This window comes from Pseudomonas fragi (genome assembly GCF_900105835.1).
In the GTDB taxonomy this organism is placed as follows: Bacteria; Pseudomonadota; Gammaproteobacteria; order Pseudomonadales; family Pseudomonadaceae; genus Aquipseudomonas; species Aquipseudomonas fragi.
Map to the genome: position 1 here is coordinate 2,607,375 of NZ_LT629783.1, position 14,106 is coordinate 2,621,480.

Below are 14,106 nucleotides of genomic sequence, written 5' to 3' on the forward strand. Positions count from 1 at the left end.
AATAAAACCATGCCCAATCCGGATGGCCGCATGAGCGATAGCTTCGTTACCCAGTGCCCACATTGCCAGACCAGCTTTCGCGTCAGCCACGCCCAGTTGGGCATGGCACGCGGCGTGGTGCGCTGTGGCGCCTGCCTGCAAGTGTTCAATGCCGCCCAGCAACTGCTGAACCAGAGCACTGAAACAGGGCAGCCGCCCGCCGTGGATGCGCCTGCCGTCACCACGCCCGAAGCGAGCGAACCGGCACCCGTCGAGGCAACCGCCCCGGCCGTACCGGTCAGCCCGCCAGCGTGGCAGGCACACACGATCGACCTCGACCATCTGGATCTGGACGAAGAACTGGCCAAGCTCGAAGAGCGTGAAATCCAGCCCAGCAAAAGCTTCGGCCAACCGCACACGCCAAAAAGCACGTCCCTGAGCGCTCGACGCGAAACCTCTGATGCCGAAGAAGGTGAATGGTCTGACAGCCTGTTCAGTGACTCTGCCGCAGACCGCGCCGAACACGCCAAGGTTGCCGAAGGCGCTGCCGAGCTGGCTGAAACCGGGCGTACCGAGCCGTCGCTGTCACTGGACCTCGACGAACCGGACGACACCCCGCCGCTCCAGCTGTCCCTGGACGACGACCTCGAACCACCGCTGGCGGGCGAACGCCTGTCTGCCACCGATGACGAGGACGACGAACTCCCTGAGCTTGCGCCCGTGAGCAAGGACAGGCGCAAGCGCAGCGAGCCGGCCATGCGCGAAGACCCGCTGCTGGATCTGGTGGACGACCCGCTGCAACTGGACTGGCAAAAGCGCCGCACCCCCTGGGGCAAGCGCCTGCTCTGGACGCTGCTGGTGCTGCTGGCTGCCGCAGCCCTGGCCGGGCAGTACATCGCCAATCACTTCGATGAGCTGGCGCGCCAGGACCAGTACCGCCCGATCTTCCAGCAGTTATGCCCGCAGATCGGCTGTACGGTGCCGTCCAAGGTTGATATCGACCGGATCAAGAGCAGCAACCTGGTGGTGCGCAGCCACCCCGAATTTGCCGGAGCGCTGGTGGTGGATGCCATCCTCTACAACCGCGCGCCGTTCTCCCAGCCCTTTCCGCTACTGGAACTGCGCTTTGCCGACCTCAACGGCAAAATGATCGCCAGTCGTCGGTTCAAACCCGGTGAATACCTCAGCGGCGATATGGCCAAAGCCGAAATGCCGCCGCAAACCCCTATCCATATAGCCCTGGACATCCTCGACCCAGGCCCGAAGGCCGTGAACTACAGCCTGAGTTTTCATTCTCCTGAATAAGCGCGCTACGCTTTAGCGACACGTTGGCCGCTAAACGCAGCTTTTTTGCGCTCTGCAGCTTGTCGCATGGCACTTGCAACTGACTGCAAGCCTCAATTGTTCAAAAATCATCCAATTGCGACTTTAACCAGTCATCGAGAGCGGGTATCATGCCAACCCTTTTTCGAACTCCCCAGATCCGGCCCCACAACAGGGAAGTCCTATGTCGGCGGTACGCATCGGCCCATATACATTGCACAACGGTTTGATTCTCGCCCCTATGGCGGGTGTCACCGACCAGCCCTTTCGTCAGCTTTGCCGACGCATGGGCGCAGGCCTGGTTGTTTCGGAAATGGTCACCAGTGACATGAGTCTCTGGAACAGCCGCAAATCGCGCCTGCGCATGATTCACGACGGTGATCCCGAGCCACGCTCGGTACAGATCGCCGGAGGCGATGCGCAAATGCTGGCAGACGCCGCCAGGGCCAATGTGGAACTGGGCGCACAGATTATTGATATCAACATGGGGTGCCCGGCAAAGAAGGTCTGCAACAAGGCCGCCGGCTCCGCGTTGCTGAAAGACGAAGCACTGGTAAACGAGATCCTGCAGGCCGTCGTGGCTGCGGTTGATGTGCCGGTTACCCTGAAGATCCGCACCGGCTGGGACCGGGACAACAAGAACGGCATCACGGTGGCAAAGATCGCCGAACAAGCCGGGATTACCGCCCTGGCGGTGCACGGCAGAACCCGCGCCGACCTGTACACCGGTGAAGCCGAGTACGACACCATTGCCGCGATCAAGCAGGCCGTGTCGATACCGGTGTTTGCCAACGGCGATATCGATTCACCCCACAAGGCCCTGCACGTGTTGAACGCGACCGGGGCCGACGGGCTGTTGATTGGCAGGGCGGCCCAGGGGCGGCCCTGGATTTTCCGCGAAGTCGATCACTTTCTGCGTACCGGGCAGCTGTTGCCGGCACCGGAGATGGTCGAAGTGGAACGTATTCTGCTAGAGCATCTGGCTGCATTGCATACCTTCTATGGGGAGGTACTGGGCGTACGCATTGCCCGCAAGCATGTCGGGTGGTATCTGGCAACCTTGCCGGGCGCCAAGGAGTTTCGCGCCCACTTCAATCGTTTAGAAGATACGGAAGCACAATGCGCCAACGTTCAGGCGTTTTTCGCCGAACGACACAAGAGCCTGGTAACAGGGGACGAAGGATGGGTGGCCGCATGACGATGATGACCGAGACATTAGTGAGTGGAACAACGCCCGTGAGCGACAACGTCAACTTGAAACAGCACCTCAATACACCGAGCGAAGAAGGTCAGACCCTTCGCGGGAGTGTCGAAAAGGCGCTGCACAATTATTTCGCCCACCTGGAGGGCGCTGAAGTCACGGACGTCTACAACCTGGTACTTTCCGAAGTCGAGGCTCCCCTTCTCGAGTGCGTCATGAACTACGTCAAGGGCAACCAGACCAAGGCCTCCGAGCTGCTGGGCCTCAATCGCGGCACCTTGCGCAAAAAGCTCAAACAGTACGATCTGCTGTAAGCATTCAATCAAACCTGAAAGGCGTCCTGGTAAAACGGGCCGCCTTTTTTGCTGACTCCTTTGCTTTTGATGGAAATCGAGATGACCGATCAGACTACCCGCCTGCCGATCCGCCGCGCTCTAATCAGCGTTTCCGACAAAACCGGAATCCTTGATTTCGCCCGTGAACTGGAAGCCCTCGGCGTCGAGATCCTGTCCACTGGCGGTACGTTCAAGCTGCTGCAAGACAACGGCGTTGCCGCTGTTGAAGTCGCGGACTACACCGGCTTTGCAGAAATGATGGACGGTCGGGTGAAAACCCTGCACCCGAAAATCCACGGTGGCATCCTGGGCCGTCGCGGCATTGACGATGACATCATGAGCGAGCACGGCATCAAGCCGATCGACCTGGTCGCGGTTAACCTCTACCCGTTCGAAGCCACCATCTCCAAGCCGGGTTGCGACCTGCCGACCGCCATCGAGAACATCGATATCGGCGGCCCGACCATGGTTCGCTCGGCAGCGAAAAACCACAAAGACGTGGCCATCGTGGTCAATGCCAGCGATTACGCCAACGTGCTGGAAAACCTCAAGGCCGGTGGCCTGACCTACGCACAGCGTTTCGACCTGATGCTTAAGGCGTTTGAACACACCGCCGCCTACGACGGCATGATCGCCAACTACCTGGGCACCGTGAACCAGGCCGCTGAAACACTGAGCACCGAAGACCGCGGCCTGTTCCCGCGCACCTTCAACAGCCAGTTCATCAAGGCCCAGGAAATGCGCTACGGCGAGAACCCGCACCAGAAAGCGGCGTTCTATGTTGAAGCCAAGCCGACCGAAGTCAGCATCGCGACGGCAACCCAGCTGCAAGGCAAGGAACTGTCGTTCAACAACGTGGCCGACACCGACGCCGCGCTGGAATGCGTAAAAAGCTTCGTCAAGCCAGCCTGCGTCATCGTCAAGCACGCTAACCCGTGCGGCGTGGCCGTAAGCCCGGACGCCGAAGGCGGCATCCGCCAGGCCTACGAGCTGGCGTACGCCACTGATACCGAATCGGCATTCGGCGGCATCATCGCCTTCAACCGTGAACTGGACGCCGAAACGGCCAAGGCCATCGTTGAGCGCCAGTTCGTTGAAGTGATCATCGCCCCATCGGTTAGCGAAGAAGCTCGCGCCATTGTGGCTGCCAAAGCCAATGTGCGCCTGCTGGCCTGTGGCGAGTGGAGCGCAGAGCGCACCCCGGCCTGGGACTTCAAACGCGTTAATGGCGGTTTGCTGGTTCAAAGCCGCGACATCGAAATGATCGGCAGCGAAGACCTCAAAGTCGTGACCAAGCGTGCCCCGACCGAGCAAGAGATCAACGACCTGATCTTTGCCTGGAAAGTAGCCAAGTACGTCAAGTCCAACGCCATTGTCTACGCCAAGGGCCGTCAGACCATCGGTGTCGGCGCAGGCCAGATGAGCCGCGTAAACTCGGCCCGTATCGCTGCGATCAAGGCTGAACACGCCGGCCTGCAAGTGCAGGGCGCTGTGATGGCATCGGACGCATTCTTCCCGTTCCGTGACGGCATCGACAACGCCGCCAAGGCCGGTATCACTGCTGTGATCCAGCCGGGCGGCTCGATGCGTGACAACGAAGTGATTGCTGCCGCTGACGAAGCCGGCATTGCGATGGTGTTCACCGGCATGCGCCACTTCCGTCACTAACAGCACGATCCCATGTAGGCACCGGCTTTTGTGGGAGCTGGCTTGCCTGCGACAGCAACACTTCGGTAGGTATGAAACCCCGAGGTGCCTGTATCGCGGGCAAGCCCGGCTCCCACAAAAGCCCGGCCTTCAGGCACCTCAGCGGTGCTTATCAGAATTCAGCGTCATCCGAGGTTTTTGAAATGAATGTTTTGATCATTGGCAGCGGTGGCCGCGAACACGCACTGGCCTGGAAAGTAGCTCAGGACCCACGTGTCGCCAAAGTATTCGTTGCCCCGGGCAACGCCGGCACCGCCATTGAAGCCAAGTGCGAAAACGTCGCCATCGACGTGCTGGCCCTTGAGCAACTGGCGGACTTCGCCGAGAAGAACGTTTCCCTGACCATCGTCGGCCCGGAAGTGCCGCTGGTTGCCGGTGTGGTTGACCTGTTCCGCGCCCGTGGCCTGGACTGCTTCGGCCCGACCGCTGGCGCCGCCCAGCTGGAAGGCTCCAAGGCGTTCACCAAGGACTTCCTGGCGCGTCACAAGATCCCGACCGCCGACTACCAGAACTTCACCGAAATCGAACCGGCCCTGGCTTACCTGCAGAAAGTCGGCGCGCCGATCGTGATCAAGGCTGATGGCCTGGCTGCCGGCAAAGGCGTAATTGTCGCCATGACCCTGGGAGAAGCCGAAGACGCCGTGCGTGACATGCTCGCAGGCAATGCCTTTGGCGAAGCCGGTTCGCGCGTAGTGATCGAAGAGTTCCTCGACGGCGAAGAAGCCAGCTTTATCGTAATGGTCGACGGCAAGAACGTATTGCCGATGGCTACCAGCCAGGACCACAAGCGCGTCGGCGACGGCGATAGCGGCCCGAACACCGGCGGCATGGGTGCTTACTCCCCTGCCCCGGTGGTCACCGCTGACGTTCACCAGCGCGTGATGGACCTGGTGATCTGGCCAACCGTGCGCGGCATGGCTGAAGAAGGCAACGTCTACACCGGCTTCCTGTACGCAGGGCTGATGATCGACAAGGCCGGCAACCCGAAGGTCATCGAGTTCAACTGCCGCTTTGGCGACCCGGAAACCCAACCAGTAATGCTGCGTCTGCAATCGAGCCTGGTGCTGCTGGTTGAAGCGGCATTGGCTCAAGCGCTGGACAAGGTTGAAGCGCAATGGGACCCACGCCCGAGCCTGGGCATTGTCCTGGCTGCTGGTGGCTACCCTGGCGACTACGCCAAGGGCGCGGTGATCCACGGCCTGGATGCAGCGGCCAAGCTGGAAGGCAAGGTGTTCCACGCAGGTACCGCACTCAACACCGCGGGTGAAGTCGTTACCTCTGGTGGCCGCGTACTGTGCGCAACCGCTATGGGCGACACCGTTGAAGCGGCTCAGCACAAGGCTTACGAGCTGGCCAAGGCGATTGAATGGGACGGTTGCTTCTACCGTAACGACATTGGTTACCGCGCCATTGCACGCGAACGCGGTGATAACCAGGAATAAGCACTCCACACGGATAGGCGGGGCCCCTCGGGCCTTGCCTAATTATTCCAGGCCCGCGCATAGTTAACCTCAGGCTTCACTTTACGAAGGGATTTCGCCGTGCGCTGGCTCAGGATCGCCATAGCTTTTACCGCTGCCTTACTGGCCACTGTGCTTGGCATGATGCCTGCGCAAGCCGCTCCGTCTACCAGTTGGTCGGTCTTGTCAGACCCGCAGGCCACGCTGGAACTGAGTGATGTCCGTTCCCCCCGCCTGTCCAGCCAGTTCAGCCCGGTCGACCTTGGCCGCATAGGGGCTGCTGAACCCGGCGAGGCCCTGTGGTTGCGAGTACACCTGCAACCCGACAAGCACGAACAGGTACTGCGGCTATTCGCCCCCGACCTGGCGCGCCTGGACATGTATGTGTTCGATGATCAAAAACTGATCAGCGAAATCAACACCGGCTCAGCATTACCCACCAATAACAAACCGGTGCCCAGCAGTGACTACCTGCTACCCCTGCCCCAAAGCGGCAAACCGCTGGATGTTTACCTGCGCATGGTCTCTGACCACCAACTGCGCCCGCACATTACCCTCGACACTGCCGTGATGCTGGCCGCCAGCCAGAGCAAACCCCTGCTCTATGGCCTGTTGCTGGGCTGCATGACGATGCTGTTGCTGCACAACCTTGTACGCTTTGCCTTTAGCCGTTCGCCCAGCAGCCTGTGGCTGGCGATCTGCGAAGCCCTGCTGATGGCCAGTTCAGTGCTGTTCCTGAATCTGCTCGACCCCTGGCTGGGCCAGTGGCACGGCATGCAAACCCCGGGGGCCTACCTGACCCTGCTGCTGACCGCACCTTGCGGGCTGATGTTCACCTATACCTTTTTCGCCAGTCGCGGCGCCCATCGGCTGCTCAAACTGCTGTTGCTGGACATCCTGATCATCGGCCTGGGCGGCCTGTTGCTGCTGTTTATCGACAACCTGCCGCTGAACCTCATCACCTACGCTCTGGTCGGGCTGGCAAGCGTCAGCATCCTGGCCGTATCGGTCTACCACTGGCAAAAGGGCTACAAGCCAGCGCGCATGTTTGTCATGGCGATGGTGATTTTCAATATCGGTACCCTGGTGATTCTCCCGGCACTGCTGGGCCTGACCCTGATCGCGCCACAGGAACTGGTGCTGGCGCTGATGTGTGTGGTGTGTATCAGCGGCTTGCTGATGAGCTTTGCCCTGAGCGAGCGCAACCGCAGCATCACCCAGGCGCAGTTCAGCATCAGCCGCGAGCTGGCGGCCAGCACGGCCGAGGTCAATGCCAAGGCCGAGTTCCTGGCCAAGATCAGCCACGAAATCCGCACCCCCATGAACGGTGTGCTGGGCATGACCGAATTGCTGCTGGGCACGCCACTGTCGGTCAAGCAGCGCGACTATGTGCAGACCATTCACAGCGCGGGCAATGAACTGCTGACCCTGATCAACGAAATTCTCGACATTTCCAAGCTTGAATCCGGGCAAATCGAGCTGGATGACGTGCAGTTCGACCTCAATGCCCTGATCGAAGATTGCCTGAGCATCTTCCGCACCAAGGCCGAACAGCAAAACGTCGAACTCATCAGCTTTATCCAGCCGCAAGTACCGCGGGTGATCAGCGGTGACCCGACCCGCTTGCGACAGACCCTGCTCAGCCTGCTTGAAAGCTCCCTGAAAAAGACCGACGAGGGCGAGATCCTGATTGTCGTGGCCCTTGAGGAACGCAGTGGCCCGCCGCGCCTGCGCATTGCCATCCAGGACTCCGGCCAGCCGATGGACGAACAGGAGCGCGACGCCCTGTTGCATGCCGAACTGCACAGCAAGAACTTCCTAGCCGCCACCCGCCTTGGCGGCCATTTGGGCCTGGTGATTGCTCGCCAGCTGATCATGCTGATGGGCGGCGAATTTGGCATAAAACCGGGGCAAACCACCGGCAGCAACCTGTGGCTGACCCTGCCCCTGGACCCGCAGCACCTGGAACACCCGACCTCGGACCTGGACAGCCCGCTCAAAGGCGCACGGGTGCTGGTGGTCGACGACAACGATACCTGCCGCAAAGTGCTGGTGCAGCAATGCTCCGCCTGGGGCTTGAACGTCAGCGCCGCCGCCTCGGGCAAGGAAGCCCTGGCCCTGCTGCGTACCAAGGCGCACTTGCGTGACTACTTCGACATCGTGTTGCTGGACCAGAACATGCCCGGCATGACCGGCATGCAACTGGCCGCCAAGATCAAGGAAGACCCGAGCCTGAACCACGACATCCTGCTGGTGATGCTCACCGGCATCAGCAACGCGCCGAGCAAGATCATTGCGCGCAATTGCGGCATCAAGCGCATCCTCGCCAAGCCGGTGGCCGGCTACACCCTCAAGACCACCCTGGCCGACGAGCTGACCCAACGTAACAAGGGCCATGCCACTGCACACACCTCGGCCAATGGCCCCGCCGTCGTGCCGGTGTCAGTGCCGGGCGACTTCCGCATTCTGGTGGCCGAAGACAACAACATCTCGACCAAAGTGATTCGCGGCATGCTGGGCAAGCTCAATTTGCACCCGGACACCGCCTGCAATGGCGCCGAAGCGCTCAAGGCGATGAAAACCCAGCGTTACGACCTGGTGCTGATGGACTGTGAGATGCCGGTACTCGACGGGTTTTCCGCCACCGAGCAACTGCGCGCCTGGGAAGTCAGCCATCAGCGCGTGCGCACTCCGGTGGTCGCGTTGACCGCGCATATCCTCACCGAACACAAGGAACGTGCGCGGCAGGCCGGTATGGACGGGCATATGTCCAAACCCGTGGAGCTGTCACAACTGCGTGAGCTGGTGGAATATTGGGTCGAACAACGTGAGTTGCGTCAATCCAGGACACAACTGTCCTAACAGACCGCCAATCCCCCTGATAGACTTTCGGCGCCTCCCTCGATGTGAGCTCAGACCATGCTCCATATGCTGTTCAGTGTGTACTTGAAGATGCTGGTGCTCTACAGCCCGTTTTTCGTGCTGTCGTGTTTTATCAGCCTGACCCGGGGTTACTCGAACAAGGAACGCCGCCGCCTGGCCTGGAAAGTGGCCCTGGCCACGCTGATCTCCAGCGTGTTGCTGTACCTGTTCGGGCGCATGATTTTCAGCGTCTTCGGCATCACCGTCGATGCGTTCCGCATCGGTGCCGGCAGCGTGCTGTTTATCTCGGCGCTGGGCATGGCCCAGGGCAAATCTGCGGTGCAAACCGACAATGTGCAGCAGGACGTGACCATCGTGCCACTGACCATTCCCCTGACTGTAGGCCCCGGCACCATCGGTGCGTTGCTGGTCATGGGCGTCAGCCAGCCGCACTGGGATGACAAGCTGATGGCGATTGTGAGTATTGCCCTGGCCAGCCTGACGGTGGGCGTGGTGCTTTACCTGTCCAACCGCATTGAGCGGATTCTCGGCGAGCAGGGTTTGCAGATCGTCAGCCGCCTGATGGGTCTGTTTGTCTGCGCCCTTGCAGCGCAGATTATCTTTACCGGGATCAGGGGCTATCTGATCCCCTGATCAACAACTGCGGCTGGCAGGCCTGTGTGGGAGCGGGCTTGCTCGCGATACAGGCGATGCGGTTTGCCTGCCTGACTGCGGCGATGCCTTCGCAGGCAAGCCTGCTCCCACAGGCCATGTGCACTCCCTGAAATCAGCAGCTGGCAAGCCAGCTCCCCCAACAGTCAGGGCTCAAGGCTTTTCGCCATACCAGCGCGGCGTGTACACCCATTGAGTCCCGTCGACACGCGGGAAAGTGCATGTGGTCGACGACCCCACCAGCACCATGGTGCGCATATCCACCTGCTCCGGGGTCAAATCACCCAGGGTCATTGTGCGCAGGGTCTGGCCCGGGCGCCCGATATCACGCCCCAGCACCACCGGCGTTTGCGGCGTGCGATGACGCCTGACGATATCCAGCGCAACGCCCAGTTGCCACGGCCTTGAGCGGGAAATCGGGTTATAGAACGCCAACGCCAGATCCGCTTCGCAAGCCAGGTCCAGCCGCTTTTCAATGATGCTCCACGGCTTGAGGTTGTCCGACAGCGACATCACGCAGAAGTCATGCCCCAGCGGCGCCCCAGCCTGCGCGGCGGTTGCCAGCGAGGCCGACACACCCGGCAGGATTTCCAGATCGACACTGTGCCACTGCGGGTCCACAGACTCATGCAACGCTTCCAGCACGGCGGCAGCCATGGCAAAAACTCCAGGGTCCCCTGAAGACACCACCACCACCGAGCGACCTAGCGCCGCCAGCTCGAAGGCGTGACGGGCGCGCTGCATCTCTTCGCGGTTATCGGTGCAATGCATCACCTGATCGTCGCGGAACGGGCCGGCCATGCGCACATAGGTTTCGTAACCCAGTACATCATTGGCCCGTGCCAGTTCGGCCTTGACCGCAGGCACCATCAGCTCGGCAGCACCGGGGCCCAGGCCGATCACGGCCAGGCGACCACGGGCCCGGCCAATCTGCTCAGGCGCCAATGGCGTGGAGGCCACGCCCAGCGCCACGCCATTGCCCGGCTCACGCCAGGCTACGGGCAGCAGGGCATCATCGCCGCCGACAAACCGCAGCGGCACAGCCAGTTCAAGGGCCGTTTCACGCAACGGCGCACTGGCCATCAAGGTATCGGGCGCAACCACGCAAGCCAGGGACTGGCGAGCCAGCCCAGCCTGCTGCAATGCTTCGAGGATCGTCTGCGGCGAAACCTCGGCACACACCTGTGCCAGTACATTGCGCGGATAAATCAATAACTCGTCAGCGGCAGGCGCACGCTCGGCGTTGCCCACATGAATTGCCAGACGCGCCTGTGCATGTTCGGGCAACTGCGCCCGCGCCAGCCACGGTGCATCGCCTTCGATACGCACTGATTCGCCGGCCAGCAGGTCCGAAACAAAGCGCTTGCCCAGTTCCAGATCGCCCAGGGCATAGCCCGCAGGCGGGTTCAGCAGGCACGTACCAAAGCGCAGTTCGCCGCTGGTGGTGATCGCCGGAGCAATCCCCAGACCCGCCGCAATGACCCGCGCCAGATCATTCACCCCGCCCAGCCCGCCCAGCAGCGGCACCACCGCGCTGGCGTCTTCGGCAACCGCCAGTACCGGCGGCTCGGCGCCTTTTTCCAGCAACAACGGCGCCAACGTGCGGATCACAATACCCGCAGCGCACAGCGCAATAATCGGCGTGTCCTGCTGATAAAGCTGACGCACAGTGTCGCCGAAATCGCTGTAACTACGATCCGCGCCGTCTACCCGCCCTGCCAGCCCAAGGACCGAAGCGCCGGGCAGCAACTGCTGGATACGGCGTGCGGTGTCCAGGCTGCCATTGCCCAGAATGACAATGGCCGGTGCCGGGCGACTCAACCCTGCCACCGTTCGCCAGGGACGATAATCAGCGAGAAATAGGGTGAAGACATCGGTTCCACTTCATTGAGCGGCACGATCTTCTGATTGCTCATGGTGGCGCGCTCGACATACAACGCCCGCTCGGCCAGCCCCAGCTCGCCCAGCACCTCGCGCACTTTATGAAAGTTGCGCCCCAGCTTCATGATCACCGCCGCATCGGCAACTGCCAGGCGCGACTTGAGTTCCTCGTGGGGCAGCACACCCGAGAGCACCGACAGGCTCTGGTTGCGATACACCAACGGCACGCCCAGCACCGAAGCGCCGCCCAGCATCGAGCACACACCTGGTACCACTTGCGCTTCAAAACGCTGGGCCAGACGGTCGTGCAGGTACATATAGGAGCCATAGAAGAACGGATCACCTTCGCAGATCACCGCCACATCGCGACCGGCGTCCAGATGCACGGCCACTTCAACGGCAGCCTGATCGTAGAAGTCGCTGATCACCTGTTCGTACGACAAGGGTTCTGGCAACACCTCGGTGGTCACCGGGTACACCAGCGGCATCTGGGTTTGCGCCTCTTGCAGATGGGCCTCGATGATGCCGAACGCATTGCCCTTCTTGCCCTTGGCCACGAAATACGCCACCACCGGCGATTCACGCAGCAGGCGCAGGGCTTTAACCGTGATCAGCTCGGGGTCGCCGGGGCCTACGCCCAGACCGATCAAACGTCCTGGTTGCGCCATTATTCGATCTCCGTGGCCAGGGCGTTGACGGCGGCTGCCGCCATCGCGCTACCGCCACGGCGGCCTTGCATGATCACAAACGGTACACCACGGCTGTCTGCCGCGAGCATGGCCTTGGATTCGGCAGCGCCGACAAAGCCTACCGGGAAGCCCAGGATCAACGCCGGTTTTGGCGCGCCAGCATCGATCATTTCCAGCAGATAGAACAACGCGGTAGGCGCGTTGCCGATCACCACCACACTGCCTTCCAGGTACGGGCGCCAATGCTCAAGGGCCACCGCCGAACGGGTGTTGCCTTTCTCCAGCGCCAGTTCGGGTACGCCTTCTTCACGCAGGGTACAGATCACCGGGTTGTTGGCCGGCAAACGGGTACGGGTCACGCCTTCGGACACCATGCGCGCATCACACAAAATCGCCGCACCTGCCGCCAGAGCGTCGCGCCCGGCCTTGCCGGCACCCGGCGAAAAGCGCAGGTCTTCGATGGCATCGACCATGCCGCAGGCGTGGATCACCCGCACCGCGAGTTTTTCCAGGTCCGCCGGGATGCTGTCGAGGTTGGCCTCGGCACGAATAATGGCGAAGGAATTGCGATAGATCTCTTGACCATCGCGGATGTAATCAATCATCGGTGTTGCTCCATTGGCGGGCCTCAAACCAGGCACTCGCCGCTTCAATTGTAAGATTGCGCTCGCGCAGAACACCGAAACCGGCATGTTCAGGGCTGCGTAAATAGAGGTCGTAGTGACCGGGCGCCACGGCCAGCAAGGTGACCGGCGCAATGTGGGCTGCCGCGCAGGAGCGCTGGCAGCCGGTCAGGTGAATAGTCATGGGTTTTGGCAGCAACGAGGCCAACTGACGAGCATCCTGCTTGGTGTCCGCCAGCCCTTTGGCACAGGCACTGGAGCCGGTACAGGCGACCAGGTGCGCCAGCGGGCTGCCTGCGTCGCAGATCAAGCCGAGCGCCATCAAGTCGCCCATCAACGCGCTGGCCTGAGCCGTCGCGACGTTGGGCAGCAATACGCTCTGCCACGCGGTGAAACGCAGAGTGCCGTCGCCGAAGCGCTCGGCCAGCCCGGCCAACCCCGCGAGCATCGTTGCATCCAGCCGCCCCAGCGGCGGGGCGGCGCCGACATAAACCCGGCCAGAGGCATGCTGCGGCCAGATGCCGAGGTGCATGGACGCCGAAGCGGCACCCCGTTGCCAGTCGCGAACAGGCAGCAGTGGCACGCTGAGCCGCTGCCCCAACTGCCCGACAAACGACGCAGCGCTGACTTCTTCCAACAGATGGCGCATACGGATGTGCTCGGGCCGGGCCAGATCCAGAAACTGCATCAGCACCGCCATCACCAGTTCATGCCCGTATTCGGCAGGCACGGCAGCCAGTGCCGGATCGTGCGCGGGGCACCCGGCCAGGCCAAAAGCCAGCAGCGTCTGGCCATCGCGCCGGAACGCCGACAACCACAGGTCGTGCGGATGTTCCAGCATGGCCAGGGCTTCGCCGCCGTCCAGTTGCACGGCGAACTTGGCCGACAGCTCGGCGAACCGCGGCGTGCTTTGCAGGCTGGCCAGTATCTGCCGGGCAAGCGGCCAGGTATCGATATGCATCTGCGGGTCGATGCCGGCACTCGGGCTGAGCATCAAGTTGCGCACATCGTCACTGGCCGCCGTGGCAGGCCCGAGCCCGGCCGCCAGCAACGGCTCAATCAGCGCCCGATGCTGTGGCCCGACACCACGGATCTGCAGGTTGCCACGGTTGGTCGCCTCGATCACGCCACTGGCATAGCGTTGAGCCACATCGGCCACCGCACGCGCCTGTAGGGCCGTCATCGAGCCACCGTCCAGCTTGACCCGGCAGATCCCGCCATCCATCGCCTGGACGATACGCAGTAACCCCGGGCAAGCCGAAGGGCGCACAGGCGTCGTGACAGAAAGTTCAGGTGGCAAGGTCAAGGGGCTATCCAGGGCAGGCAATTCGCTATTGCAGGTGGCGCATTATGCCTGCTTTGGGCGAGCGCATG

The 14,106-nt window shown here is 61.7% G+C and carries 11 protein-coding genes; 7 read left to right on the forward strand and 4 right to left on the reverse strand.

Going from position 1 to position 14,106, the window contains the following annotated elements; genetic code table 11:
- Nucleotides 1-30: 30 nt before the first annotated feature.
- From BLU25_RS11935 to BLU25_RS11965, 7 genes are all read left to right on the forward strand, one after another.
- Nucleotides 31-1,284: a DUF3426 domain-containing protein gene (locus BLU25_RS11935; RefSeq protein WP_083369866.1), complete on the forward strand. Its 1,254-nt coding sequence runs from the start codon at nucleotides 31-33 to the stop codon at nucleotides 1,282-1,284.
- A 202-nt stretch (nucleotides 1,285-1,486) separates the two neighbouring features.
- The gene (gene dusB / locus BLU25_RS11940; RefSeq protein WP_016783388.1) at nucleotides 1,487-2,500 is read left to right on the forward strand and encodes a tRNA dihydrouridine synthase DusB; all 1,014 of its coding nucleotides are present in this window, start codon (nucleotides 1,487-1,489) and stop codon (nucleotides 2,498-2,500) included.
- Entirely contained in the window at nucleotides 2,497-2,817 is a 321-nt protein-coding gene (fis, locus tag BLU25_RS11945; protein ID WP_003439210.1) for a DNA-binding transcriptional regulator Fis, read from the forward strand. Before dusB ends, fis begins: the two co-directional genes overlap by 4 nt.
- A gap of 81 nt (nucleotides 2,818-2,898) precedes the next feature.
- Nucleotides 2,899-4,506 (forward strand): bifunctional phosphoribosylaminoimidazolecarboxamide formyltransferase/IMP cyclohydrolase, encoded by a 1,608-nt coding sequence (gene purH, locus BLU25_RS11950; protein ID WP_016783386.1) that lies wholly within the window; start codon nucleotides 2,899-2,901, stop codon nucleotides 4,504-4,506.
- A gap of 182 nt (nucleotides 4,507-4,688) precedes the next feature.
- Nucleotides 4,689-5,987, forward strand: coding sequence for a phosphoribosylamine--glycine ligase (purD, locus tag BLU25_RS11955; RefSeq protein WP_016783385.1), 1,299 nt, complete (start codon nucleotides 4,689-4,691; stop codon nucleotides 5,985-5,987).
- A gap of 99 nt (nucleotides 5,988-6,086) precedes the next feature.
- The gene (locus BLU25_RS11960) at nucleotides 6,087-8,867 is read left to right on the forward strand and encodes a hybrid sensor histidine kinase/response regulator (RefSeq protein ID WP_016783384.1); all 2,781 of its coding nucleotides are present in this window, start codon (nucleotides 6,087-6,089) and stop codon (nucleotides 8,865-8,867) included.
- A 57-nt stretch (nucleotides 8,868-8,924) separates the two neighbouring features.
- The gene (locus tag BLU25_RS11965) at nucleotides 8,925-9,521 is read left to right on the forward strand and encodes a MarC family protein (protein WP_016783383.1); all 597 of its coding nucleotides are present in this window, start codon (nucleotides 8,925-8,927) and stop codon (nucleotides 9,519-9,521) included.
- Between the two features lie 171 nt (nucleotides 9,522-9,692).
- Here BLU25_RS11965 and cobJ read toward each other — a convergent pair whose 3' ends face one another.
- Genes cobJ through cobG form a run of 4 tightly spaced genes read right to left on the reverse strand, consistent with a single transcriptional unit; the run spans nucleotide 9,693 to nucleotide 14,038 of the window.
- Nucleotides 9,693-11,360 carry a precorrin-3B C(17)-methyltransferase gene (gene cobJ / locus BLU25_RS11970; protein ID WP_016783382.1) on the reverse strand — a complete coding sequence of 556 codons (1,668 nt, stop codon included), beginning with the start codon at nucleotides 11,358-11,360 and terminating at the stop codon, nucleotides 9,693-9,695.
- Nucleotides 11,357-12,088: a precorrin-2 C(20)-methyltransferase gene (locus tag BLU25_RS11975; protein WP_016783381.1), complete on the reverse strand. Its 732-nt coding sequence runs from the start codon at nucleotides 12,086-12,088 to the stop codon at nucleotides 11,357-11,359. Before BLU25_RS11975 ends, cobJ begins: the two co-directional genes overlap by 4 nt.
- Nucleotides 12,088-12,714, reverse strand: a complete 627-nt coding sequence (locus tag BLU25_RS11980) for a precorrin-8X methylmutase (protein WP_016783380.1) — start codon at nucleotides 12,712-12,714, stop codon at nucleotides 12,088-12,090. Before BLU25_RS11980 ends, BLU25_RS11975 begins: the two co-directional genes overlap by 1 nt.
- Nucleotides 12,707-14,038 carry a precorrin-3B synthase gene (cobG, locus tag BLU25_RS11985; protein WP_304362898.1) on the reverse strand — a complete coding sequence of 444 codons (1,332 nt, stop codon included), beginning with the start codon at nucleotides 14,036-14,038 and terminating at the stop codon, nucleotides 12,707-12,709. Before cobG ends, BLU25_RS11980 begins: the two co-directional genes overlap by 8 nt.
- Nucleotides 14,039-14,106 lie beyond the last annotated feature (68 nt).